Annotated in this window: 22 protein-coding genes; 13 read left to right on the top strand and 9 right to left on the bottom strand. The window is 68.3% G+C overall.

Features of this window, described 5'->3' with window-relative positions:
* The first annotated feature begins 127 nt into the window (after positions 1-127).
* Together C7H84_RS25880 and C7H84_RS25885 are read left to right on the top strand one after the other, a co-directional pair.
* Positions 128-913 (top strand): ABC transporter substrate-binding protein, encoded by a 786-nt coding sequence (locus tag C7H84_RS25880; protein WP_121861441.1) that lies wholly within the window; start codon positions 128-130, stop codon positions 911-913.
* 259 nt (positions 914-1172) lie between these two features.
* The gene (locus C7H84_RS25885; protein WP_121861442.1) at positions 1173-2288 is read left to right on the top strand and encodes a succinylglutamate desuccinylase/aspartoacylase family protein; all 1116 of its coding nucleotides are present in this window, start codon (positions 1173-1175) and stop codon (positions 2286-2288) included.
* A gap of 195 nt (positions 2289-2483) precedes the next feature.
* Here C7H84_RS25885 and C7H84_RS25890 read toward each other — a convergent pair whose 3' ends face one another.
* Entirely contained in the window at positions 2484-3290 is an 807-nt protein-coding gene (locus C7H84_RS25890) for a MetQ/NlpA family lipoprotein (RefSeq protein ID WP_121861443.1), read from the bottom strand.
* A gap of 306 nt (positions 3291-3596) precedes the next feature.
* Here C7H84_RS25890 and C7H84_RS25895 point away from each other — a divergent pair, with 306 nt between their 5' ends.
* The 9 genes from C7H84_RS25895 to C7H84_RS25935 all read left to right on the top strand — a co-directional run bounded on the left by C7H84_RS25895 (position 3597) and on the right by C7H84_RS25935 (position 12615).
* Complete coding sequence (locus C7H84_RS25895) at positions 3597-4757, top strand: porin (protein WP_121861444.1); 1161 nt, start codon at positions 3597-3599, stop codon at positions 4755-4757.
* Between the two features lie 230 nt (positions 4758-4987).
* Positions 4988-5248 (top strand): DUF2866 domain-containing protein, encoded by a 261-nt coding sequence (locus C7H84_RS25900; protein ID WP_059467243.1) that lies wholly within the window; start codon positions 4988-4990, stop codon positions 5246-5248.
* 124 nt (positions 5249-5372) lie between these two features.
* Complete coding sequence (locus C7H84_RS25905; protein ID WP_121861445.1) at positions 5373-5756, top strand: DUF6232 family protein; 384 nt, start codon at positions 5373-5375, stop codon at positions 5754-5756.
* 71 nt (positions 5757-5827) lie between these two features.
* Positions 5828-6055: a hypothetical protein gene (locus C7H84_RS25910; RefSeq protein WP_121861497.1), complete on the top strand. Its 228-nt coding sequence runs from the start codon at positions 5828-5830 to the stop codon at positions 6053-6055.
* A 238-nt stretch (positions 6056-6293) separates the two neighbouring features.
* Positions 6294-8564, top strand: a complete 2271-nt coding sequence (locus C7H84_RS25915) for a TonB-dependent hemoglobin/transferrin/lactoferrin family receptor (RefSeq protein ID WP_121861446.1) — start codon at positions 6294-6296, stop codon at positions 8562-8564.
* A 58-nt stretch (positions 8565-8622) separates the two neighbouring features.
* Positions 8623-9714: a ChuX/HutX family heme-like substrate-binding protein gene (locus C7H84_RS25920; RefSeq protein ID WP_121861447.1), complete on the top strand. Its 1092-nt coding sequence runs from the start codon at positions 8623-8625 to the stop codon at positions 9712-9714.
* Complete coding sequence (locus C7H84_RS25925; protein WP_121861448.1) at positions 9711-10646, top strand: ABC transporter substrate-binding protein; 936 nt, start codon at positions 9711-9713, stop codon at positions 10644-10646. The genes C7H84_RS25920 and C7H84_RS25925 overlap by 4 nt, the downstream gene beginning before the upstream one ends.
* 15 nt (positions 10647-10661) lie before the next feature.
* On the top strand, positions 10662-11768 hold the full coding sequence (locus tag C7H84_RS25930; RefSeq protein WP_121861449.1) for an iron ABC transporter permease: 1107 nt from the start codon (positions 10662-10664) through the stop codon (positions 11766-11768).
* 16 nt (positions 11769-11784) lie between these two features.
* Entirely contained in the window at positions 11785-12615 is an 831-nt protein-coding gene (locus C7H84_RS25935) for a heme ABC transporter ATP-binding protein (RefSeq protein ID WP_121861450.1), read from the top strand.
* Between the two features lie 96 nt (positions 12616-12711).
* On the opposite strand, the gene C7H84_RS25940 is transcribed toward C7H84_RS25935, so the two are convergent.
* Together C7H84_RS25940 and C7H84_RS25945 are read right to left on the bottom strand one after the other, a co-directional pair.
* Entirely contained in the window at positions 12712-13323 is a 612-nt protein-coding gene (locus C7H84_RS25940; RefSeq protein ID WP_121861451.1) for a trimeric intracellular cation channel family protein, read from the bottom strand.
* Positions 13324-13331: 8 nt separating this feature from the next.
* Entirely contained in the window at positions 13332-15458 is a 2127-nt protein-coding gene (locus C7H84_RS25945) for a PBP1A family penicillin-binding protein (protein ID WP_121861452.1), read from the bottom strand.
* A 216-nt stretch (positions 15459-15674) separates the two neighbouring features.
* Between C7H84_RS25945 and C7H84_RS25950 the strand changes: the two genes are divergently transcribed.
* Positions 15675-16469: an aminoglycoside phosphotransferase family protein gene (locus tag C7H84_RS25950; RefSeq protein ID WP_121861453.1), complete on the top strand. Its 795-nt coding sequence runs from the start codon at positions 15675-15677 to the stop codon at positions 16467-16469.
* A gap of 120 nt (positions 16470-16589) precedes the next feature.
* Here C7H84_RS25950 and C7H84_RS25955 read toward each other — a convergent pair whose 3' ends face one another.
* The 5 genes from C7H84_RS25955 to C7H84_RS25970 all read right to left on the bottom strand — a co-directional run bounded on the left by C7H84_RS25955 (position 16590) and on the right by C7H84_RS25970 (position 20783).
* A complete protein-coding gene (locus C7H84_RS25955; RefSeq protein ID WP_121861454.1) occupies positions 16590-17426 on the bottom strand; it encodes a bifunctional allantoicase/(S)-ureidoglycine aminohydrolase in 837 nt (278 codons plus the stop codon).
* An 866-nt stretch (positions 17427-18292) separates the two neighbouring features.
* Positions 18293-18730, bottom strand: coding sequence for a hypothetical protein (locus C7H84_RS25960; protein ID WP_059608095.1), 438 nt, complete (start codon positions 18728-18730; stop codon positions 18293-18295).
* A 376-nt stretch (positions 18731-19106) separates the two neighbouring features.
* Entirely contained in the window at positions 19107-19766 is a 660-nt protein-coding gene (locus C7H84_RS25965; RefSeq protein WP_121861455.1) for an isoprenylcysteine carboxylmethyltransferase family protein, read from the bottom strand.
* A gap of 176 nt (positions 19767-19942) precedes the next feature.
* Positions 19943-20107 (bottom strand): hypothetical protein, encoded by a 165-nt coding sequence (locus tag C7H84_RS36540; RefSeq protein ID WP_162999365.1) that lies wholly within the window; start codon positions 20105-20107, stop codon positions 19943-19945.
* A 256-nt stretch (positions 20108-20363) separates the two neighbouring features.
* Positions 20364-20783: an HIT domain-containing protein gene (locus C7H84_RS25970; protein WP_121861456.1), complete on the bottom strand. Its 420-nt coding sequence runs from the start codon at positions 20781-20783 to the stop codon at positions 20364-20366.
* 259 nt (positions 20784-21042) lie between these two features.
* Here C7H84_RS25970 and C7H84_RS25975 point away from each other — a divergent pair, with 259 nt between their 5' ends.
* Positions 21043-22452 (top strand): serine hydrolase, encoded by a 1410-nt coding sequence (locus C7H84_RS25975; protein ID WP_121861457.1) that lies wholly within the window; start codon positions 21043-21045, stop codon positions 22450-22452.
* Between the two features lie 103 nt (positions 22453-22555).
* Here the strand turns inward: C7H84_RS25975 and C7H84_RS25980 are convergent, their stop codons facing one another.
* Complete coding sequence (locus tag C7H84_RS25980; protein ID WP_121861458.1) at positions 22556-23179, bottom strand: glutathione S-transferase; 624 nt, start codon at positions 23177-23179, stop codon at positions 22556-22558.
* Positions 23180-23223 lie beyond the last annotated feature (44 nt).

The raw sequence follows: 23223 nt of genomic DNA on the forward strand, positions 1-23223 counted from the left end.
ATCTTGCGCACGTCGCGCGCCCGCATCGGGTGGGCGAAACGGGCAGTCCGACGCGAAACCGCGCCGGGCCGAAGGTTTACGGCGCGGCACAACCGCGCACCCATCGAACAAAACGAGGAGTCACCGAGTGAAAAAGATTCTTGCGGCTGTGACCGTGGCCCTGCTCGCCGTATCGGCCGGCACGACGGCATACGCGAAGGACTGGACGACCGTACGCTTCGGCGTCGACGCAAGCTACCCGCCTTTCGAATCGAAAGGACCTGACGGCAAGGTGGTCGGCTTCGACGTCGATCTCGGCAACGAGATCTGCCGCCGCATCAACGCCAAGTGCGTGTGGATCGAAAACGACTTCGACGGGATGATCCCGGCACTGAAGGCACGCAAGTTCGACGGCGTCCTGTCGTCGATGTCGATGACGCCGGCGCGCCAGGAACAGATCGCGTTCTCCGAGAAGCTGTTCAACACGCCGACCCGCCTCGTCGCGAAGAAGGGTGCCGGCCTGCTGCCGACCGCCGAATCGCTGAAGGGCAAGTCGGTCGGCGTCGAGCAAGGCACGATCCAGGAAACCTACGCGAAGACGTACTGGGCCTCGAAGGGCGTGAAGGTCGTGCCCTACCAGAACCAGGACCAGGTCTACGCCGACCTGATCGCGGGCCGTCTGGACGCAGCGCTGCAGGACGCGGTGCAGGCTGACATCGGCTTCCTGAAGACGCCGCGCGGTGCGGGCTTCGATTTCGCCGGCAAGGACATCGACGATCCGAAGACGCTCGGCAACGGCGCGGGCATCGGCCTGCGCAAGGAAGACACCGACCTGAAGGCGAAGATCGACGGGGCGATCAGCGGCATGCGCAAGGACGGCACGTACCAGAAGATCGCGAAGAAGTACTTCGATTTCGACGTGTACGGCAAGTAATACCGCGTAAAAGCGCGCTTCTCATCCGCGCAGACGGGCTCCGCAAGGAGCCCGTTTTTTTTGCGTGCAGGCGACCGGAAGTTGCGAAAAGCGCATCCCTGAAGGGCCGCGCCAGCGTAATTTTTTACGCGTCAACCCGATGATTCGCAAAGGAAAACTGCGTACGCGGCGGGCGGTTTGATAGGTTCGCGGAAGGCAACGTACAATCGATCTTCCACGCATACCGGATCACTCGCGGCTGCGCCGCCCTCCCCCCATCATGCAAACGCAGACCCATCCGCTGATTTCCCCCGCCGTCGGCACCGAACGCCAGATCACGAGCTTCCACTACGGCCCGCGCGGCGGCAAGAAGGTCTACATCCAGTCGTCGCTGCATGCGGACGAACTGCCCGGCATGCTGGTCGCCGCGCTGCTGCGCCGCAAGATCGCCGCGCTCGAGGCGGCCGGCAAGCTGCGCGGCGAAGTGGTCATCGTCCCGGTGCCGAACCCGATCGGCCTGTCGCAGCACGTGTTCGGCGATCACCTCGGCCGCTTCGAGCTCGGCTCGATGCAGAACTTCAACCGCAATTTCCACGATCTCGCGGCGCTCGTGCTGCCGCGCATCGAAGGCCAGCTGACGAACGACGCGCAGCGCAACATCGCCGCGGTACGCGCCGCGATGCGCGACGCGCTTCACGAGCAGAAGCCGCGCACCGAGCTCGAATCGCAGCGCCTCGCGCTGCAGAAGCTGTCGTTCGACGCGGACATCGTGCTCGACCTGCATTGCGACAACGACGCGGTGATGCACCTGTACACGAACCCCGACCTGTGGGAAGACGTCGAACCGCTGGCTCGCTACCTCGATGCGCAGGCGTCGCTGCTCGCGCTGAATTCGGTCGGCAATCCGTTCGACGAGATCCACAGCTTCTGCTGGTCGGATCTGCGCAACCGCTTCGGCGATCGTTTCCCGATCCCGAACGGCGCGATTTCGGTCACGGTCGAACTGCGCAGCGAGCGCGACGTGTCGTACGAGTTCGCGGAAAAGGATTCGCAGGCGATCGTCGAATACCTGACCGAGCGCGGCGTCATCGACGGCACGCCCGCGCCGCTGCCGCCGCTCTCGCATCCGGCCACGCCGCTCGCGGGCACCGATCCGCTCGTCGCGCCGGTGTCCGGCGTGATCGTGTTCCGCACGCCGGTCGGCGCGTGGATCGAGGCCGGCCAGGAAGTGGCCGACATCGTCGATCCGATCACCGATCGCGTGATCACGCTGAAGAGCAGCGTGTCGGGCGTGCTGTACGCGCGCCAGGTCGTGCGCTTCGCCACCGCCGGGATGGAAGTCGCGCGGATCGCCGGCGCGACGCCGATCCGCACCGGGTCGCTGCTGTCGGCCTGAGCGGAGGGTGCGGGCCGTGCGGCTCAAGTGATACAAGCCGCTCAAGTCGCTTGAGTCACAGTCACGGGCCGGCGCGCCGGCATCACGGCGCGCACCCACGAAACGAAATCGCCCGCTTGCGCGGGCGATTTGCTTTTGGGCCTGGCGCGACGCCCGGCAACGCGGCCGGGCCGCGGTGCGGCGCGCTGCCGGCGCTCAGAACGCCGGCACGATCGCGCCGCCGAACTTCTGCTCGATGAACTTGCGCACGTCGTTCGATTCATAGGCCGCGACGAGCTTCTTCACCCACGGCTTGTCCTTGTCCTGCGCGCGAACGGCGATCAGGTTCGCATAGGGCCCGCGCAGGTCCTCGATCGCGATCGCATCCTTGACCGGCGTGAGCCCCGCCTTCACCGCGTAGTCGGTGTTGATCGACGCGGCGTCGAGGTCGGGCAGCGCGCGCGGCAGCTGCGCGGAATCAAGCTCGACGATCTTGATCTTCTTCGGATTCTCGGCGATGTCGAGCGGCGTCGCGTTCACGCCGTTCGTGCCGACGCCCGGCTTCAGCTTGATCACGCCGTATTTCTGCAGCAGCAGAAGCGCGCGGTTGCCGTTCGACGGATCGTTCTGGATCCCGACCTTCGCGCCCGCCGGCAAGTCCTTCAGCGACTTGAGCTTCTTCGAGTAAAAGCCCATCGGCGCCGTATAGGTCAGCCCGACGTTGACGATCTTGTAGCCGCGCTGCTTGATCTGGCTGTCGAGAAACGGCTGGTGCTGGAAGCCGTTCGCATCGAGGTCGCCCGCGTCGAGCGCCGCGTTCGGCTGCACGTAGTCGTTGAATTCGATGACCTTGATCGCGAGGCCTTCGCGGGCGGCGACTTTCGTCACCTCGGTCCAGATCTGCGCGTCGGGGCCGCTCATCGTGCCGATCTTCAGCGTTTGGGAATCGGCGTGCGCGCCGGGCGCGGCAAAAGCCAGCGCGGCGGCAAGCGCGCCGAGGCCGGTCAGGATCGAACGTCGCATGGTGTCCTCTTGTCCCGTGTCGTTGTGGAAGCGCGCATCGTGGCACGGGGCTGGAACGGCGCCAACCAAGCTTATGTCATGTGCATATTCCTCATCCCGACAGAATCTCAGGCGGAATCGGTATAACTCCCTGCTGTACAACCGGGCAAAATCCGGTGTCGCATCGGCACCACACATTCGTTATGTGACAGTCGCTGTCATATTCATTACGTGACCCGCCGATAAAGTTGCGGCCGGTACGTGAAAGCGCCCGCAGAGAGCGCCGGAACCGCAACTGGACACGCCATTAATCGCTCGGAGAATCCTTTGAACAAGAAACTGTTGACCATCGCCATCCTCGCAGCAACGGCCGGCACGGCACACGCACAAAGCAGCTTCACCCTGTACGGCGTGATCGATGCGGGTATCAGCTACGTGAACCACAGCAAGACCGCCAACGGCGGCAGCGGCAAGCTGTTCAAGTACGACGACGGCGTGGCCCAGGGCAGCCGTTGGGGCCTGCGCGGCACCGAAGACCTCGGTGGCGGCCTGAAGGCGCTCTTCGTGCTCGAAAACGGCTTCAACAGCGGCAACGGCACGATCGGCCAGGGCGGCGCGATCTTCGGCCGCCAGGCTTATGTCGGCCTGAGCCAGTCGCAATTCGGCACGGTCACGCTCGGCCGTCAGTACTCGTTCTCGACCGACGTCCTCGGTTCGAACTACTCGACGGGCGGCAACACGGTCGCGGGCAACTACGCTTACCACGTGAACGACGTCGACCAGCTCACGTCGAGCCGCATCAACAACGCAGTGAAGTTCCAGAGCGCGAACTACGCCGGCTTCACGTTCGGCGCGTTGTACGGCTTCTCGAACTCGACCGACTTCGCCGGCGCACCGGCAACGACGACGGGCACCACGACGACGGCAGGCTCGTCGCGTGCATACAGCTTCGGCGTGAACTACGCGAACGGCCCGTTCGCACTCGGCGCGGCCTACACGGACATCCGCTTCCCGAGCCAGTCGTCGCCGGCATTCTCGACGACGATCGCGAACATCAGCACGGGCAACATCCGCGACCTGCGCACGTACGGCGTCGGCGGCCGCTACATCTTCGGCCCGGCAACGGCATGGCTGCTGTGGACGCGCACGCAGTTCACCCCGGTCACGGCAGGCGCATCGGGCACGTTCTACAACGCATACGAAGCAGGCGTGAAGTATGCGATCACGCCGGCCCTGTCGGCAGCACTCGGCTACACGTACACGAACGCCACGCAAAACGGCGGCTCGGCGCACTGGAACCAGGGCAACCTGGCGCTGGACTACGCGCTCAGCAAGCGTACGGACGTGTACGCGCTGGTCGTCGGCCAGAAGGCGTCGGGCAACAACGTGCAAGCGCAGATCGGCTCGAGCACGAGCTACTTCAACACGTCGGGCAACGGTGCGTCGAACCAGATCGCCGCTCGCGTCGGTATCCGTCACAAGTTCTAAAGCATCCGCTTAACGATTCGCGAATCCTGCGGATTCCACGGATCACGACGGCACGAAGCGCCCCGCTCCACGCGGGGCGCTTTTTTATGGGGCTTTTAAGTTTCGCTTAATTCTGGGCTGAGAGGATGCTCCCACCCCCCCTGTTGGCCGCATGAGCATCGGCGGCTTTTTTTTTGAGACCCACCACGGCACCGCCATCAACTGCCCACAAGACAGGATCGGAGGCCAAGATGATCGAAGATACCGTTTTCAGCCATCTGCACGCGATTCTGACGCGCCAGCATTCGCTCCCGGTCCAGAGCTGCCGCGTGTCGGTGGAAATGCAGCGCCCGTGGGGCCGCCCGTACCGGCTCGTCGAATGGACGATGCATCTCGACGCCCCGGCGCGACGCCAGATCGTGCCGGCCGAATCGACCGACGAAGAGATCGCCGAGGTCGTCGCGTCGCACGTGCCGGGCCGGCTGTACGGCGACGGCCAGCTGCAGTTCTGACTCCCCCTCATTCCCCGTCGCCGCGCGCATTGCGGCCGGCCCGCACGCATCGTGCGGCACTCGGTCCCGTTTGACGCGGCAACGAAGTCTGCTACGCTGCGCGTTTTCGTCCACGCAACACACGATGGAAAACGCATTCAACGAACGCGGCGTGATGGTCACGCGCAACGGCCTGTCGGCCGCCGGCCAGGTCTTCCCGCTGCGTGACATCCGCACCGTCGACGTCGTCAAGATCCCGAAGAATCGTCTCGTGCCCTGGCTGATCTCGCTGATCGGCGTGGCGACCGCCATCGCCGGCGGCATCGCCGCGTCGAGCGCCGCGCTCGTCGTGGGCGTGATGCTCGCCGTCGTCGGCTATCTCGCCTGGGCCACGCAGGACGTCACATATCGGCTGATGGTCGAGATGCCCGACGGCAAACGCGAGGCGCTGTCGAGCGTCGATGCCGAGTTCGTCGAACGCGTCGCGCAGATCGTGCGCGATGCACGCGCGGCAACGGCCGCCGGCTGATTTCCGCTGCGCGCGCCGACCACCTACTATTGAATGAGCGGCACGCCGCCGCATCGTTCGAGGAGGTCGGCATGAACGCCCAAACGCTGTCCGGCATGCTGCGCGCGCAGGAACTGCTGCTCGTCTCGATGATCCGCACGCTGCCGCCCGATGCACGCCGCGCGCTCGTCGATCTCTACGCCGAACAGCTCGCGTTCGCCGAACAAACCGGCTTCGAAGGCCACGGCGATCGCGCAACGCACGACGCGTTCATCGCGCATGCGCGCAACCTGTTGATTCGCATCGAATCGCTGGCCTAGCGCCGGCCCGTTTTTCCCGACTGTCTCCGCGCGCGGTTCGCCCGAACCGCGCCGACGGCGCGCGTCCGCCCATGCCGCGTCTCGTCCTTGTATCGATAATGATTCTCATTTACACTTGTCGAGTTATCAGTTGCCTTTCAATTCGCCGTTCGCCGCCTGTCGCGCGCGAACGGGCCAGCCAGGTGAATGCGTCACCCAGCCAGCCTTCGGGCTCGTTATCGTCAATGGGAGACCACCTGTGCATTGCTATCCGCTGGCGCGGCGGCCGATCTGTGCCGCGCTGTTCGGCGCGTTCGGCCTGTCCGCCGCCCCGGCTTACGCCGCTTCGTCGCCACAAGGCGCCAACCCGCCGCCTGCCGTCCTGACCGCCGCCGCGTCCACGCGCGGCGACGCGGCGCTGCTCGACCCCGTCACCGTCACGGCAACCCGCACCGCCACTGCCGCGAGCCGCACGGCCGCGTCCGTGTCGGTGATCACCGCCGACGATCTCGACGAACAGCAGGCCGCCAACATCAAGGACGCGCTGCGCTACGAGCCGGGCGTCACGGTGCGCCGCACCGCGTACCGCCCCGGCAGCGCCGCGCTCGGTGGCGGCCGCGACGGCGATTCGAGCATCAACATCCGCGGCCTCGAAGGCAATCGCGTGCTGCTGATGGAAGATGGCATCCGGCTGCCGAACGCGTTCTCGTTCGGGCCGCTCGAAGCCGGCCGCGGCGACTACGCGGATCTCGACACGCTCAAGCGCATCGAGATCCTGCGCGGGCCGGCGTCGGCGCTGTACGGCAGCGACGGGCTCACCGGCGCGGTGAACTTCATCACGAAGGATCCGCGCGACCTGCTGTCGATCTACGGCAAGCCTTCCTACTTCTCGTTCCGGCCGAGCTACGATTCGGCCGACCGCAGCATCGGCGCGACGGTGTCGGCCGCCGGCGGCAACGACCGCGTGCAGGGGATGATCATCGCCGACGGCCGCCGCGGCCACGAGGTCGACACGCGCGGCAGCGACAACTCGGCGAGCACGCGGCGCACGACGTCGAACCCGCAGGACGTCTATTCGGAGTCACTGCTCGGCAAGCTCGTGCTGACGCCCACCGCACGCGACACGATCAGGTTCACCGCCGAAACCGTGCAGCGCCGCGTGAGCACCGACGTGCTGTCGGCGCTCAATCGGCCCGTCACGCTCGGGCTCACGACCCACGACCGGCTCGAGCGCAACCGCTTCAGCGTCGACTACGACTTCCGCGACGATGCGTTCGGCGGGTTCCAGAACGCGCACGTGCAGTTCTACTACCAGGACGCGAAGCAGGATCAGTACGCATTCGAGACGCGCGGCACGCAGCCTTCTCGCTCGCGCGACAACCAGTACAAGGAGCGCACGTTCGGCGGCGCCGCGTTCGCCGAAAGCGGATTCTCGACCGGCCCGCTCGCGCACAAGCTGCTCTATGGCGTCGACGGCAGCCTGTCGCGCGTGACGAACCTGCGCGACGGCACGGTGCCGGGCGTCGGCGAAGCGTCCCCGAACAAGGCGTTTCCCGATACCGACTACACGCTGTTCGGCGCGTTCGTGCAGGATCAGATCGGCTACGGCCGCCTGCTCGTCACGCCGGGGCTGCGCTTCGATACGTACCGGCTGAGCCCTACACGGAACGATTCGCTGTTCACGGGCACCGCGGTGTCGACGCGCGCGAACGAAGTGTCGCCGCGCGTCGCGGTGCTCTACGAGATCACGCCCGCGCTGATTCCGTATGCGCAGTACGCGCACGGCTTCCGCGCGCCGACGCCCGACCAGGTGAACAGCAGCTTCTCGAATCCGGTGTACGGCTACACGTCGATCGGCAATCCGAACCTGAAGCCGGAGACCAGCGACACGTTCGAAGCGGGCCTGCGCGGCAAGGCCGACACCGGCTACGGCGTCGTGCGCTATAGCGCGGCCGCGTTCACCGGCCGCTACCGCAACTTCATCTCGCGCACGACGGTCGCCGGCAGCGGCCGCCCGATCGATCCGTTCGTGTTCCAGTACGTGAACTTCGCCGATGCGCGCATTCACGGCCTCGAAGGCCGCGCCGAATGGATCATGCCGAACGGCATCACGCTGAAGACGGCGATGGCGTTCACGAAGGGCTCGACGCGGAACGATGGCGCGGCGAGCCAGCCGCTGAACACGATCAACCCTTTTTCGGCTGTGTTCGGCGTGCGCTACGAACCGGGCGAACGCTGGTTCGTGCAGACCGACCTGCTGTTCCAGGCCGGCAAACGCGACAAGGACATCGACAAGTCCGACTGCTCGAACAAGGCGTGCTTCGCGCCGCCGTCGTCGTTCGTCGTCGACCTGCGCGGCGGCTACCGCTTCAACAAGCACGTGAGCGCGACGATCGGCATCCGCAACCTGTTCGACCGCAAATACTGGAACTGGTCGGACGTGCGCGGCATCGCGGCCGATTCGCAGGTGCTCGACGCCTATACGTCATCCGGACGCACCGTCGCCGTCAGCATGAAGGTGGATTTCTGATTTACCGATGCGCGCGGTCGCGCGTTCCTGCTCCAACCGTTACTTGAAGGAGTCCGACATGATGCATTCCGCCCTTCCCGGTCAGCCTGCCACGCCGGCCCGCGCGCCCGCCGCGTTGCGCGACGCATTCGTCAAGCTCAAGGCCGAGCGCCAGCTTCGCAATCGCGACGTCGCGCAGGCGCTCGGCGTCAGCGAAGGCGAGGCGCTCGCCGCGTTCGTCGGCGAGCACGTGGTGCGGCTCGACGCACGCTTTCCGGCGATGTTCGAGGAAATGCCGCGCCTCGGCCGCGTGATGGCGCTCACGCGCAACGACGCGGCCCTCCACGAGAAGGACGGCGAATATGCGCAGATGAGCCACGATGGCCCGGTCGGCCTCGCGCTCGGCGACATCGACCTGCGCATCTTCTATCGTCACTGGGTGTCGGCGTTCGCGGTGCGCGACGAGACCGCGCATGGTCCGCTGAAGAGCCTGCAATTCTTCGACGCGCAAGGTCGTGCGATCCACAAGGTCTACCTGCGCGCGCACAGCGATCACGCCGCGTACGACGCGTTCGTCGAGCGCTGGCGCGCGGCGGCGCAGGAGCCGGGGCTCGATGTCGTGCCCGCCGCAGCGAAGACGCCCGAGCGCGCGGACACCGAGATCGACGTCGCGGGTTTTCGTGCCGCGTGGGATGCGCTGACCGACACGCACCAGTTCTTCGGCATCACGCAGCGCTTCGGCGTCAGCCGGATGCAGGCGCTGCGCCTCGCCGATCCGCAATACGCGTATCCGGTCGAAGCGGCGCGCGCGCTGCGGCACGTGCTCGAGCAGGCCGCGGCGAGCGGCCAGCCGATCATGGTGTTCGTCGGCAATGCAGGGATGATCCAGATCCATACGGGCCCCGTCGCGAACGTGCGCGAGGTCGGCGCGTGGATCAACGTGCTCGACCCGGGCTTCAACTTGCACGTGCGCGAGGACCTGATCGCCGCCGCGTGGGTCGTGAAGAAGCCGACGAGCGACGGCATCGTCACGTCGCTCGAACTGTTCGACCGGCAGGGCGACCACGTCGCGCTGCTGTTCGGCGAACGCAAGCCGGGCAAGGCCGAACGCGACGACTGGCGCGCGCTCGTCGCGACGCTGCCGTCCGCGGCGCGCGGAGGCGCGCGGTGAGCGCGCAGTCGTTCGTGCCGCGACGCCGCGTCGTGCTCGCGAGCGCGGTCGCGGTCGCCGGGACGCTCGCGGGTGCGCTGTCCGGTCGCGTGCTCGCGCAGGGCGCGCGGGTTGCCAAGGTTGGCGAGAAGCGCGTCGTCGTGGTCGGCGGTGCGCTCGCGGAAACCGCGTTCGCGCTCGGCGGCGCCGACGCGCGCGGCTACCGGCTCGTCGGCACCGACACGACCTGCACGTACCCCGACGCCGCGAAGCGGCTGCCGAAGGTCGGCTACCAGCGCGCGCTGTCGGCCGAGGGGCTGCTGTCGCTGCGGCCCGATCTCGTGCTCGCATCGGCCGAAGCCGGCCCGCCTGCCGCGATCGCGCAGGTGAAAAGCGCGGGCGTCACCGTGACGACGTTCGACGAACGCCACGATGTCGATTCGGTGCGCGCGAAGATCACCGGCGTCGCGCAGGCACTCGACGTACGCGATGCCGGCAACGCGCTGCTGCAACGCTTCGATCGCGACTGGCAGGCAGCCCGCGACGCGGTGGCCGCACGCGTGCCCGGCGGCGGCGCGCAGCCGCCGCGCGTGCTGTTCGTGCTGAACCATACCGGCAACCAGGCGCTCGTCGCCGGCCAGCGCACGGCCGCCGACGCGATGATCCGCTACGCTGGCGCGCGCAATGCGATGCAGGGCTTCGATCACTACAAGCCGCTGACGACCGAGGCGCTCGCCGCCGCCGCGCCCGACATCGTGCTGATCTCCGACGAAGGGCTCGCGGCGGTCGGCGGTCGCGCCGCGCTGCTCGCCGCGCCCGGCTTCGGCGCGACGCCGGCCGGCCGCGCGCAACGCGTCGTGTCGCTCGACGCGCTGTTCCTGCTCGGCTTCGGCCCGCGCTTGCCGCTCGCCGTCACGACCCTGCACCGACGCCTGTCGGATGCGCTCGCCTGATACTGGATCGTTCCGATGCGTGCTCATGCTTCGTCTTTCCCCGCGCCGTCGTCGGCCTCGCGTGCAGGTGGCGGCGCGGCGGCCGGTGCCGCGCGTGTCGGCGCATCGCGGCGCGTTGCACCATTCGCGCTCGCCGCGCTCGCCGTCCTCGTGTGTGTGATGTCCGTCGTCGCGCTGTGTGTGGGCGCATACCGGATTCCGTTCGCCGAAGCCTGGGCCGCGCTTGCAGGCGATCCGGCCGCACAACAGGCGCGCGCCGTGCTGCTCGACATCCGCGCGCCGCGCGTCGTGCTTGCGCTGCTGGTCGGTGGCGGCTTCGGCGCGGCCGGCGCCGCGATGCAGGCGCTGTTTCGCAATCCGCTCGCCGACCCGGGGCTAGTCGGCGTGTCGAGCGGTGCGGCGCTCGGCGCGACCACGACGATCGTGCTCGGCCCCGCGCTGTTCGGCGCGCACGTGAGCGCCGCCGTGCTACCCGTCGCCGCGTTCGCGGGCGCGCTCGCGGTCGCCGCGCTCGTCTACCGGCTCGCCGCGTCGCGCGGCCGGCTCGCGCTGCCGCTGCTGCTGCTCGCCGGCATCGCGATCAACGCGCTGGTCGGCGCGGCGATCGGCTTGCTCACGTTCGTCGCCGACGACGCGCAACTGCGCTCGCTCACCTTCTGGAGCCTCGGCAGCCTCGGCGGCGCGCAATGGTCCGCGCTGGCGGCCGTCGCGCCGTGCGTCGCGATCGGCTGCGTGCTGCTCGCGCGCGACCGCGACGCGCTGAACGCGTTGCAGCTCGGCGAAACCGAAGCGCTGCATCTCGGCGTGCCCGTGCAGCGGCTCAAGCGCCGCGTGCTCGTCGCGGTGGCGCTCGCGGTCGGCGCGCTCGTGTCGTGCGCGGGCATCATCGGTTTCATCGGCCTCGTCGCGCCGCACTGCGTGCGCCTCGCGTGCGGCCCCGACCAGCGCGTCGTGCTGCCGGGCGCCGCCTTGCTCGGCGCACTGCTGACGCTCGCCGCCGATCTCGCCGCGCGCACGGTCGCCGCGCCCGCCGAGATTCCGCTCGGCGTACTCACCGCGCTGCTCGGCGCGCCGTTCTTTCTCGCGCTGCTGTGGAAAAGCCGCGGCGCGCTCGGCGGCTGACCTTCACTCACTCATCATGCTGACCGCCCACCATCTCGACGTCGCGCGCGGGCACCGCGCCGTTCTGCACGACCTGTCGCTGTCGATCGAACCCGGCCGCGTGACCGCGCTGCTCGGCCGCAACGGCGCGGGCAAAAGCACGCTGCTGAAAACCTTCGCGGGCGAGCTGACCGGCAGCGCCGCGCCGAACGGCGTGCGTGTGACCGGCGACATCACGCTGAACGGCGAACCGCTCGCGCGCATCGCCGCGCCGCGCCTCGCGTGCCTGCGCGCCGTGCTGCCGCAGGCCGCGCAGCCGGCGTTTCCGTTCAGCGTCGACGAAATCGTGCTGCTCGGCCGCTATCCGCATGCGCGCCGCAGCGGCGCGCGGCACGTGATCGCGCATCGCGATCGCGACATCGCGCGGCAAGCGCTCGAACGCGCGGGCGCCGACGCGCTCGTCGGCCGCGACGTGACGACACTGTCCGGCGGTGAACTCGCCCGCGTGCAATTCGCGCGCGTGCTCGCGCAGTTGTGGCCGGACGATGACGCGCCGGAAGCCGGCCCGCGCTACCTGCTGCTCGACGAGCCGACCGCCGCGCTCGATCTCGCGCATCAGCATCGCCTGCTCGACACGGTGCGCACGGTCGCGCGCGAATGGCGGCTCGGCGTGCTCGCGATCGTCCACGATCCGAACCTCGCCGCGCGGCACGCGGATACGATCGCGCTGCTCGCGGACGGCACGATCGTCGCGCACGGTGCGCCGCGCGACGTGATGACGCCGGCCCATATTGCGCAGTGCTACGGATTTGCGGTGAAGATGGTGGAAACCGGCGACCGGACGCCGCCGGTGATGGTGCCCGCGTAGGAAGGGAACGTCTTTCAGGTGATGCAGCCGGATTGAACTCAAGCGCGACGCATGATGCTCATCCGCACGTCGCGTCGCGCTAAGCCGCCCCCTCGCTCAATGCTCGACGTCCGCGACACCGAACGTCCGCATCTTCCATCCGAGCCGCACGGCCAGCATCCGCATCGTGAAGCCGGCGACCAGCGCGACCACCGTCGCGAACGAGGCGTCGATACCGAGATGCTGGATGCCGACATACAGCGTGCCCGTGACGAACGCGACGCTCGCGTAGAGTTCCTCGCGCAGGATCAGCGGCATTTCGTTGCACAGCAGGTCGCGCAGCATCCCGCCGCACACGCCGGTGATCGCACCGGCCAGCACGACGATGATCGGCGCGGTGCCCGTCGACGCGCCGATGTCGCAGCCGATGATCGTGAACGCCGCGAGGCCGATTGCATCGACGGTGACGAACAGCATCTTCATCCGTGCGACGTGCCGCGCGGCCCATGATGCGACGGTCGCGGCGGCAAGCGTGATCACCAGATACTCCGGATGCGCGATCCAGCCGAGCGGATAGTGGCCGAGCAGCACGTCGCGCACGGTGCCGCCGCCGAGCGCGGTCACCGCGCCGACGAGCGCGAGCCCGAAGCGGTCCATCCCGCGCCGCATCCCCATCAGCGCGCCCGACATCGCTTCCGCGACGATCGCAAGCAGATAAAGCGTATGCATCGCGCACCTCAGTCGTCGGTACGGAACAGGTCGAGCACGCGTTCGCGCTCGGCCGCATCGACGGCCGCGGGCATCGGCGCGTCACGCTTGCCGTGCTCGTCCGGCGCATCGGACACCTGCGGGCTGCCGCACGCGAAGCGGCTGCGGACGAACGGCGGCACGTCGGCGGTGCACGCGCCGCGCGCGTATTCGGCGTACACGAAATCGCGGTCGACGAGCGCGACGTCCCGCGGCGGCGTCGCCTCGACCGGCGTGCGTCCGTCGACGGCCGTCTTCATGTAGTCCAGCCAGACCGGCAGCGCGAGCGTCGCGCCGGTCGCGCGTCCCATCGGGCGCGGCGTGTCGTAGCCGAGCCACGCAACCGCGACGATCCCCGACGAATAGCCGGCGAACCATACGTCCTTCGAGCCGTTCGACGTGCCCGTCTTGCCGGCCGCATCGTCGCGGCGCAGCGCGAGCGCGCCGCGCGCGGTGCCGCCGCGCACGACATCGCGCAGCATGCTGTCCATCACGAACGCATTGCGCGCCGACACGACGCGCGTGCCGTCGGACGGCGACGCGTCATACAACGGGCCGCCATGACGCTGCTTCACCGACAGGATCAGCCGCGGCACCATCCGCATCCCGCCGTTCGCGAACACGCTGTACGCGCTCGCGAGTTCGAGCGGCGTCACCGCGCCCGCGCCGAGCGCGAGCGGCAGCGCTGCCGGGTTGCGCTGCGCGTCGAACCCGAAGCCCACTGCGTGCTGCTGCACGTAGCGCGCGTCGGCGGCCTGCATCAGGCTGACCGCGACGAGGTTCTTCGAGCGCACGAGCCCGCGCCGTACCGGGATGAAGCCTTCGTAGCGGTTGCCGAAATTGCGCGGACGCCACGGCCGCGCGCCGGTTTCCGCAGGCGTGAGCGTGCGCTGCGTGTCGTCGACGAGCACACCCGGGAAGTAACCCTTCTCCAGCGCCGCCGAATAGACGAACGGCTTGAAACTCGAACCCGGCTGGCGATACGCCTGCAGCGCGTGATCGAACACGTTCCGGTTGAAATCCGCGCCGCCGACGAGCGCGAGCATGTCGCCGGTAGCCGCATCGAGCGACACGAGCGCGCCTTCGAGGCCGTTGCGCGTGTCGCGCTTCGCGCGCGACTGGCGGCTCAGCGTGCGCTCGAGCGCGGCTTCGGCCGCACGCTGGTCACGCATCGAGATCGTCGTGGTCACGTCGAGGCCGAGGGTATAAGCGTCGTCGTGAAAGCGCTCGACCATCATCCGGCGCGCCCGCTCGGCGACGTACGGCGCCGCGACGATACCGGGCGGCGGCGTGGTCGCCAATGCGATCGGTGCGTCGACCGCCGCGCGCCAGGTCGCGTCATCGAGTTCGCCGAGCGCATGCATGCGGCCGAGCACGTAGTTGCGCCGCGCGGTCGCGCGTGCGGGGTTCACGACCGGGTTGAATGCGGACGGCGCCTTCGGCAGCCCGGCGAGCACGGCCGCCTCGCCCGCGCTCAGCGCATCGAGCGGCTTGCCGAAATACACGTTCGCGGCGGCCGCGAAGCCGTACGCGCGCTCGCCGAGATAGATCTGGTTCATGTACAGCTCGAGCAGCTTGTCCTTGCTGAACTCGCGTTCGAGCTTGATGGCCATCAGGATCTCGGCCAGCTTGCGGCTCAGCACCTTGTCGCGCGTCAGGTAGAAGTTGCGCGCGACCTGCATCGTGATCGTGCTGCCGCCCTGCCCCGGCTGCCCGGTCACGAGATTCGCGAACGTCGCGCGTGCGAGGCCGCCGATATCGATTGCGCCGTGCCGGTAGAACTTCGCATCCTCGGCCGCGAGCAGCGCGTGCCGCATCAGCGGCGGAATGCGTTCGAGCGGCACGAACTCGCGGCGCTCGACGCCGTACTCGGCCAGCAGTTCGCCGTCGCGCGAGAAAATCCGCAGCGGCAGCGCGGGACGGTAGGCGGCCAGATGTTCGACGGACGGCAACTGCGTCCAGATCCGATGGATCGTCCATGCGCCGGTGCCTGCGCACGCGAGCGTCAGGCCGAGCAGCGCGCCCGCGAGCATGCGCCACGCGCGGCGGCGCGGCGATGCAGGCGGCGGGGCCGACGGTGGGGCGGGAGGCAGCGGGTTGGCGATGTGGTCGGTCATGCAGGCTCCTTCTTCGATGCAGCGACAGACGTGCGCTGAAGAGGCACCCGTCGGTCACGGAAGGCGCGCATTGTCGAAGGGATGCCCGGAAACCGGAACATTCTTTAGCCAAAGTTTGGCTGGTTAAATTTTCTTTAGGAAACGATGCGCATGCGGCACGCAGCGGTCGATAGGACCGCACTGTGCATGAGCCGGTTCGCCTGTACCATCGTCTGCATGTTCGATACGTACCTGCGCCTGTGGGATCTCGTTCCCGATGGCGGCCCGATCCTGACCGCGAGCGGCGGCGTGCTGCCGGTCGTGTGGCGCGCGCGGCCCGCGATGCTGAAGGTCGCGACCTGCGACGAGGAGCGTCGCGGCAATGCGCTGATGACGTGGTGGAACGGCGACGGCGCCGCGCGCGTGTGGCGGCACGACAGCGACGCCGTGCTGCTCGAACGCGCGCAGCCGGCGCCGACGCTCGCCGGCTTGTCCGCGGCGGGCCACGACGACGACGCGATCCGGATCGCGTGCAACACCGTCGCACGGCTGCATGCGCATCGCGCACCGGCACCGCCGGCGGTCGTGCCGCTGCACGACTGGTTTCACGCGCTGCTGTCGCACGCCACGGACGACCCGGTATTGCGGCGTTCGGCCGCGACTGCGCATCGGCTGCTGGCCGGGCCGCTCGTCGATGAAGTCGTGCTGCACGGCGACATCCATCATGGCAACGTGCTGAACTTCGCCGATCGCGGCTGGCTCGCGATCGACCCGAAAGGGTTGCGCGGCGACCGCGCGTTCGACTACGCGAACCTGTTCTGCAATCCCGCGCACGACATCGCGGTCGATCCCGTGCGCTTCGCGCATCGCGTGGCACTCGTCACCGACGCCGCCCAGCTCGACCGGCGCCGGCTGCTGCGATGGATCCTCGCGTGGGCCGGCTTGTCCGCGGTGTGGCTGATGGAAGACGACCTGCCGGCCGATACGCGGCTGCAGGTCGCGGCGCTGGCCTCCGCCGCGCTCGGCGAATAGCGCGCGCCGCCGCGCCACCGCGCCGCACCGCCTGCCCGGTCGAACCACATCGAACCGCACCGCTCACAAAAAAACCCGCCGGCATGCACCGGCGGGTTTCGTGTCCGACTTGCGCGACGCTCAACGCGCCGGATTCAGCAACAAGTTCATGTGACGGTTCACATCCTTGTACAGCAGGTAACGGAAGCGGCCAGGGCCACCCGAATAGCATGCCTGCGGGCAGAACGCGCGCAGCCACATGAAGTCGCCGGCTTCCACCTCGACCCAGTCCTGGTTCAGGCGATAGACGGCCTTGCCTTCGAGCACGTACAGGCCGTGCTCCATCACGTGCGTCTCGGCGAACGGAATCACGCCGCCCGGCTCGAACGTCACGATGTTCACGTGCATGTCGTGACGCATGTCGCTCATGTCGACGAAGCGCGTCGTCACCCATGCGCCGTTGGTGCCCGGCATCGGGATCGGCTCGACGTCCTGCTCGTTGGTCACGAACGCTTCCGGCAGCGGAATGCCGTCGACGACCTGGTAGTGCTTGCGGATCCAGTGGAAACGCACGGCCGCATCGCTGACGTTGTGCAGCGTCCAGTCGGCGCCCGGCGGAATGAATGCGTAGCCGCCCGGCTTCAGCGTGTGCTTCTTGCCCTGCAGCGTCAGCTCGGCCTCGCCTTCGACGACGAACAGCACGGCTTCGGCGTTCTTGTCCTGCTCGGGCTTGTCGCTGCCGCCGCCCGGGTTCACTTCGACGATGTACTGCGAGAAGGTTTCGGCGAAACCCGACAGCGGACGCGCGATCACCCACAGGCGCGTGCTGGTCCAGAACGGCAGCCAGCTCGTGACGATGTCGCGCATCACGCCCTTCGGAATGACTGCGTACGCCTCGGTGAACATCGCGCGATCGGTCAGCAGATCGGTCTGCGGCGGGTGGCCGCCATGCGGCGCGTAATACGTTGTCTTAGACATAAAGCATCCAGGCAATGGGTTGGTCCGGCCCCGGTCGCAACGGCAGGCGCGGCACGCGCGTGGGGCACGCATGCGGCGGCGGGACATCGTTGCCGGGGTGGCTTGAAAGCGCGGGCGCCTTCGTTCGGTCGGCCAGGCTTCGCGACGGGTCCGTCCGGTTCAGCGGGCGGGGCGGCCGATGGGTGCGGGTCCGGCGGCCGGGCCGCGGACATTCCGGGTGATGCGGCGGGGCACGTGGGACGGCACGGTTCGATTCCGTACGCGGGCAGCGCCGACGATAGCGAAGTCGATCCGGATCGACCAATTAAATGTTGCGATGACATCCATTCGATTTCCCACTACCCGTCGGCACCCGCGAGCGGCCGGTGAACGCGTGGCGCGGACGGTTTGTTCATCAGGGAAATCCTGAGGTCGGACGGCGTTCGGTGGAGCGCGCGTGAACGCTAGCGATGGCGGTGGCGATGGCGATGGCCCGTTCTACGTGTGTCGCTCGTAGGTCGGCAAGCGGCTCGCGCGATACGCAGCGATGCAGATAGGGGGTGCGCCGACGGCCAGCCCGTGCGCGCCGACGCATCGGTGCGCGCGAACCCTGCGCCCCATTCAGGCCGCGATCAATCGACGCTTCGAACAGCGAGATTGCGCGGCTATGCGAGCGCGCCCGGCTGCATGTCGATGCAACTGGCGATGTCGTCTACAAAGCGGGAGAGGTACAGCGGGAGGAAAGGCGCGAACCCGTCGAATGGGGTCCGCCGTGAACTGCTGAAGGAGATGAATTTCGCCGGTGTTGGCGGCGATGACGGCCCGGCTGAGGCCGCCGGGCCGACTGTCGGATGGGCTACCGACGCACCGTGCCGCGCCCGCGGCGATCAGTCCCAGTCGCGGTGATGGCGATGCTTGCGGTGACGATAGCCGCGATCGCCGTGATCGCGTTCGTACGAGCTGCGCGACATGTTGCCGCCCAGCGCCGCACCTGCGCCGCCGCCGACGGCCGCGCCCAGCAGGCCGCCCGTGCGGCCGCCCATCGCGTTGCCGGCTGCGGTACCCGCGCCGCCGCCGAGGGCGCCGCCGATGATTGCGCCGGTACGCTCGCGACGGTTCGACGTCACTGCGCCGCCTGCGCCCCCGCCGATCGCGCCGCCGATGACGGAGCCGGTGCTGCCGCCGACCGCGCCACCGACCGCTGCGCCGGCAACCCCGCCGAGCGCGCCGCCAAGCGCGTTGTTCAAGTCACCGGCCATTGCCGGCAGTGCGGTCGCGCCGGTCAACGCGGCGACGACGAGAGCGGGGGCGATTTTCTTCCACATTCCCGTATTCTTCCTTGTTCGCAATCTGGTTATTGAAGGTCCGCTCGTGAGGCCGATCTGAATCGATCGACGTCGATGTCGGCATTGTGCCGAATCCCGGACCAATTCATTTCAATGAGCTTGCGGCGAAGAATAGCATCGGTCGACCGTCCGTGCTGTCGACATTCTGGTAACAAGTTGTTTACCGGAACAGGACCGGAAAAGCTTGCCGAAACCGCCGGAGACGCCCGCCCGCCGGGGCTCCGTTTCGGTCCGCCCCTGTTTAACGATGGAGCGCGAAGCGTCCGTCGGGCCGGTTCGGACACACGTGGCAACACATCGGCGATGCGCCGGAAGCCGGCGGCGGTCGACCCAGTCATTCACGAACGACCGAAGGTCAGTACACGCCGGGTATCAACCGCCAGGTATGCGCGCAGTACGCGTCGTATTCGGCGCCGAACTGCGCGCGCAGCAGCGCTTCCTCCGACCGGATGCGGGCCACGAGCGGCACCATCGTCAGCGCGACGAGCAGCAGCCCGACGCCCGAGCGGAACGCCAACGCCCAGCCGAGCGCATTGACGAGCAGCCCGAGATAGCTCGGGTTGCGGATGCGGCGATAGATGCCTTCGGTGACCAGCGTATGGCCCGGCTGGATCGCGACGAGCCCGCTGAAGCGCTTGCCGAGCACGAACACGGGCCAGATGCGCAGCACCCCGCCCGCGACGTACAGCACGACGCCGCTCCAGCGCACCGTGTCGCCGCCGAGGGTCCACACGTCGAGCCGGTCTGTCAGCGCGGGCAGATAGGCAAGCAGGAAGCCGCTGGCCGCGAAGGCCGCGAGCACCCAGCGGTTGTCGCGGTCCTCGCGCTCGCCGGCGCTCAGGTTGCCTTCGGTGAACAACGCGGCGGCGCCCAGCGCGAGCGTCGCGACGGCGATGACGGTCAGTTGCGGATGCGAGAAGAAGGCGGCGAACCCGCCGATGCCGAGTACGGCGAGCCCGAGATAGACGAGCGTGGACACGCTCGACACGATTGCGACCTTGCGCGTCACGGCCATGGCTGCCTCGCCGGGGTGGACTTTCCTGTGAAGTATAGGGACCCGGGCGTTCAATGCGCACGCGCGCCGTCGGGCGGCGCGCGAGTCGTTGCTGCTGGAACTGGCGAAAAAGCGGCGGCGGAGCATCGATCGACGCGGCGATCGACGGGCGGGACGGGCCCGCGCCCGCCGCGAGGTCAACGAATGCGGAAGTGGCCACCGATCCCGACACTGACGGGCGGTGCGTAGTACGCCGGTGCATAGCCGTAGTAGACCGGCGCGGGGGCATAGCCGTAAGGCGGTGCGACATAGCAGCCCGACAGGCCGCCGATCAGCGCGATCGTGATGAGAACTTTGTACATGGCTCGATTCCCGGCGAAGAGGACACGTTGCATCGCGCGAGAGCCGGGGCGTCGCAGCCTGCGACGGCCGGCACGAAGCGGCGCTGCGCCGCTTCCTGTCGCTCGATGTAGCAATGCGCGGAGTCTAGCGCCGGGGCCGCCGGGAGGAGTTTCGCGAGCGGTTACAGGTGTTACGCCGCGTGACCGCCGAAACAGGTCCGGACGACGTCGCAGCACACGCTCGTTGGCTCCGGCCGAACCACGAACCGCACGCGCGTTACACGAAACGTGCGCGGATGCGCTGCGCGATCGATTCGAGCGCGGCCGAATCGGCGATGTCGCGCGCGTGCAGCCGCAGCTCGACGCCTTCCCAGCGCGGGATCACGTGGAAATGCACGTGCGGGACCGTCTGCCCCGCCGCCGCGCCGTTGAACTGGCCGATGAACACGCCGTCCGGCCCGAGCGCCGCGCGCACGGCCGCCGCGACGCGCTGCGTCATGCGGATCCCGGCCGCGGCCGCGTCGCCGGACAGCTCGAAGATCTGCGCGGCCGGCTCCTTCGGGATCACGAGCACGTGACCGTCGGCCTGCGGCATGAGATCCATGATCGCGAGGGTCGCGTCGTCTTCGGCGACCTTCACGCACGGCAGTTCGCCGCGCAGGATCCGCGCGAACGGGTTGTTGTTGTCGTAGGACATGGCGTTTTCCGATGTTTCCGATAGCGGTTTGTCTGGGAGCGCTGCCGGACGATTATCGGCCGACGGCCTGCCGGAGTTCAACCGGTTGTCCATCGTTGTCCGTCGTTGTCGACCTTGCCCGCCCGACGATCGATCCGCGGCAATGGAGAACGCACACGGCCACGGTCGCTCGTCATGCAACCGCGATTGCACCGCGTCGCCCGAACCTGCGACACTGCCGGATCGTTGCCGGCCGGCACGCCACCGAGGACGCTCGCGCATGACGATCCCCTTCAAATCGCTGATCCTGCGCGGTACCGCAGTCGCGCTCGTTGCTGCGCTCGGCTACACGGGCTACATGCTGTCGCGGCTCGCGCCGATCGCGACGGGCTATGCCGCGAAGGCGCTGTGTTCCGGCGTGTTCGTGTCCGGCCGTCCGGCCGCATCGGTGATCGACGTCGACATCATGGCCGGTGTGCATCCGCTGCTGAAACTGGTACGCCCGTCGATCGATCCCGAGCATCGTCGCGCGGTCGCGACGTTCGCCGGCTTCGCGCAACGCGAAGCGGATTTCCGGCCAGGGCTCGGCTGCACGCTCGCGCTCGGGCCGTCGCCCGGCGTGCTGCCGGCCGTGCTGCCGCCCGCCGCGGATGCGTCGCCCGTGCAGACGATGCCGGTCGCGCTGACCGCTCCGTCCGCCGACATCGATACGCACAAGCTGCAGACCGCGCTCGACCGCGCGTTCGACGAACCCGATCCGGCGCGGCCGCGGCGCACGCGCGCGGTCGTCGTGATGTGGCGCGGCCACGTGATCGCCGAACGCTATGCGCCCGGCTTCACCGCCGACACGCCACTGCCCGGCTGGTCGATGACGAAGACCGTGACGGCCGCGCTGGTCGGCATGCTCGTCGCGCAGCACAAGCTGTCGCCGGATGCGTCGGCGCTGCTGCCCGAATGGCGCGGCCACGCCGACCCGCGCACGGCGATCACACTCGACGAGCTGCTGCGGATGACGAGCGGCCTGCAATTCAACGAGGACTACGACGACCCGCTGTCCGACGTCGCCGTGATGCTGTTCACCCGGCCCGATACCGCACGCTTCGCATCGGCCAAGCCGCTCGCCGCGGCGCCCGGCACGCAGTGGGCGTACTCGAGCGGCACGAGCGCGATCGTCGCGCGCGTGATGCGCGTGGCGATGGGCGGCACCGAGGACGACTACCTCGCGTTTCCGCGGCGTGCGCTGTTCGCGCCGCTCGGCATGCGCAGCGCGGTGTTCGAGCCCGACGCGGCCGGCACGCTCGGCAGCGCGTCGTTCATGTATGCGAGTGCGCGCGACTGGGCGCGGTTCGGGCAGCTTCTGCTGCAGGACGGCGCGTGGAACGGGCAGCGGCTGCTGCCGGAAGGCTGGGTGCGCTATCTGACGCGCGTGACGACGCTGTCGACGCGCGAGGAATTCGGCGCGCACCTGTGGGTGAAGGTACCGGAGCCGTTCAACGATCGAGATTCGCACGCGCACCCGCTGCCCGCCGACGCGTTTCATGCGGTCGGCCATGAAGGCCAGTTCGTGAGCGTGGTGCCGAGCCGCGAGCTGGTGGTCGTGCGGCTCGGGTTGTCGCGGCCGGAATCCGCGTGGAATCACGAGGCGTTTCTGTCGCGCGTGCTCGAGGCCGTGCCGGCCTCCGGCTCGTGACGCGATGACGCGACATGATGTGACGTGATGCAACGTGATGTATCAGCGGTGCGGCGGCGCCGGTCATGCCGCCACGCTGCCGCACCGCGCGGCTTGCGCTGCGTTACGGGTTCGCGCTGCCCGCATACTGCCTGAACCCTTCGCGCGGCGCGAGACGCTCGATGTAGCGCTTCACCGCCGGGAAGTCCGGACGCTCGAACGGCGTGCCGAACCAGCGGTTCACCGACAGGCCGATCGGAATGTCTGCGAGCGTGAAGTGATCGCCGGCCACGAACGCGCCGGTCGCTGCGAGCTGCGTTTCCAGCACCTTCATGTGGTTGGTCCAGCCCGCGATCGACTGTGCGATCGCCGCCGGGTCCTGGTGATCGGGCGACTTGCGCACGAGGCCGAGGAACGCGCCGACCCATGAACGGTTCAGGTCGGACGCCTGCCAGTCAATCCACTGGTCGACCCGCGCACGTGCCTGCGGCTCGGCCGGATAGAGCGCGTCGCCGCCATAGCGGTTCGCGAGATACCGGATGATCGTGTTCGACTCCCACAGCACGAAGTCGTCGTCCTTGATCACCGGCACGAGGCCGTTCGGATTCAGCGCGAGATAGGTCGGGTCGTTGGTCGTACGAAAGCCCGCACCCCAGTCTTCCTGTTCGAACGGGATGTTGAGTTCGGTGCACACCCACAGCACCTTGCGGACGTTGATGGACGGGATCTTGCCGAGGATGTGCAGCATGCGGGCTCCTTGTCAGGTCGAAGGCGAAGCGTTCGGTGCGCTCG

The sequence above is a fragment of the Burkholderia sp. Nafp2/4-1b genome, from assembly GCF_003635165.1.
GTDB lineage: Bacteria > Pseudomonadota > Gammaproteobacteria > Burkholderiales > Burkholderiaceae > Burkholderia.

Coding starts and splice junctions, on each gene's coding strand:
- C7H84_RS25885 (WP_121861442.1), top strand. CDS start 1,173: ATGCAAACGCAGACCCATCCGCTGATTTCCCCCGCCGTCGGCACCGAA.
- C7H84_RS25890 (WP_121861443.1), bottom strand. CDS start 3,290: ATGCGACGTTCGATCCTGACCGGCCTCGGCGCGCTTGCCGCCGCGCTG.
- C7H84_RS25900 (WP_059467243.1), top strand. CDS start 4,988: ATGATCGAAGATACCGTTTTCAGCCATCTGCACGCGATTCTGACGCGC.
- C7H84_RS25905 (WP_121861445.1), top strand. CDS start 5,373: ATGGAAAACGCATTCAACGAACGCGGCGTGATGGTCACGCGCAACGGC.
- C7H84_RS25910 (WP_121861497.1), top strand. CDS start 5,828: ATGAACGCCCAAACGCTGTCCGGCATGCTGCGCGCGCAGGAACTGCTG.
- C7H84_RS25920 (WP_121861447.1), top strand. CDS start 8,623: ATGATGCATTCCGCCCTTCCCGGTCAGCCTGCCACGCCGGCCCGCGCG.
- C7H84_RS25930 (WP_121861449.1), top strand. CDS start 10,662: ATGCGTGCTCATGCTTCGTCTTTCCCCGCGCCGTCGTCGGCCTCGCGT.
- C7H84_RS25935 (WP_121861450.1), top strand. CDS start 11,785: ATGCTGACCGCCCACCATCTCGACGTCGCGCGCGGGCACCGCGCCGTT.
- C7H84_RS25940 (WP_121861451.1), bottom strand. CDS start 13,323: ATGCATACGCTTTATCTGCTTGCGATCGTCGCGGAAGCGATGTCGGGC.
- C7H84_RS25945 (WP_121861452.1), bottom strand. CDS start 15,458: ATGACCGACCACATCGCCAACCCGCTGCCTCCCGCCCCACCGTCGGCC.
- C7H84_RS25950 (WP_121861453.1), top strand. CDS start 15,675: ATGTTCGATACGTACCTGCGCCTGTGGGATCTCGTTCCCGATGGCGGC.
- C7H84_RS25955 (WP_121861454.1), bottom strand. CDS start 17,426: ATGTCTAAGACAACGTATTACGCGCCGCATGGCGGCCACCCGCCGCAG.
- C7H84_RS25960 (WP_059608095.1), bottom strand. CDS start 18,730: ATGTGGAAGAAAATCGCCCCCGCTCTCGTCGTCGCCGCGTTGACCGGC.
- C7H84_RS25965 (WP_121861455.1), bottom strand. CDS start 19,766: ATGGCCGTGACGCGCAAGGTCGCAATCGTGTCGAGCGTGTCCACGCTC.
- C7H84_RS36540 (WP_162999365.1), bottom strand. CDS start 20,107: ATGTACAAAGTTCTCATCACGATCGCGCTGATCGGCGGCCTGTCGGGC.
- C7H84_RS25970 (WP_121861456.1), bottom strand. CDS start 20,783: ATGTCCTACGACAACAACAACCCGTTCGCGCGGATCCTGCGCGGCGAA.
- C7H84_RS25975 (WP_121861457.1), top strand. CDS start 21,043: ATGACGATCCCCTTCAAATCGCTGATCCTGCGCGGTACCGCAGTCGCG.
- C7H84_RS25980 (WP_121861458.1), bottom strand. CDS start 23,179: ATGCTGCACATCCTCGGCAAGATCCCGTCCATCAACGTCCGCAAGGTG.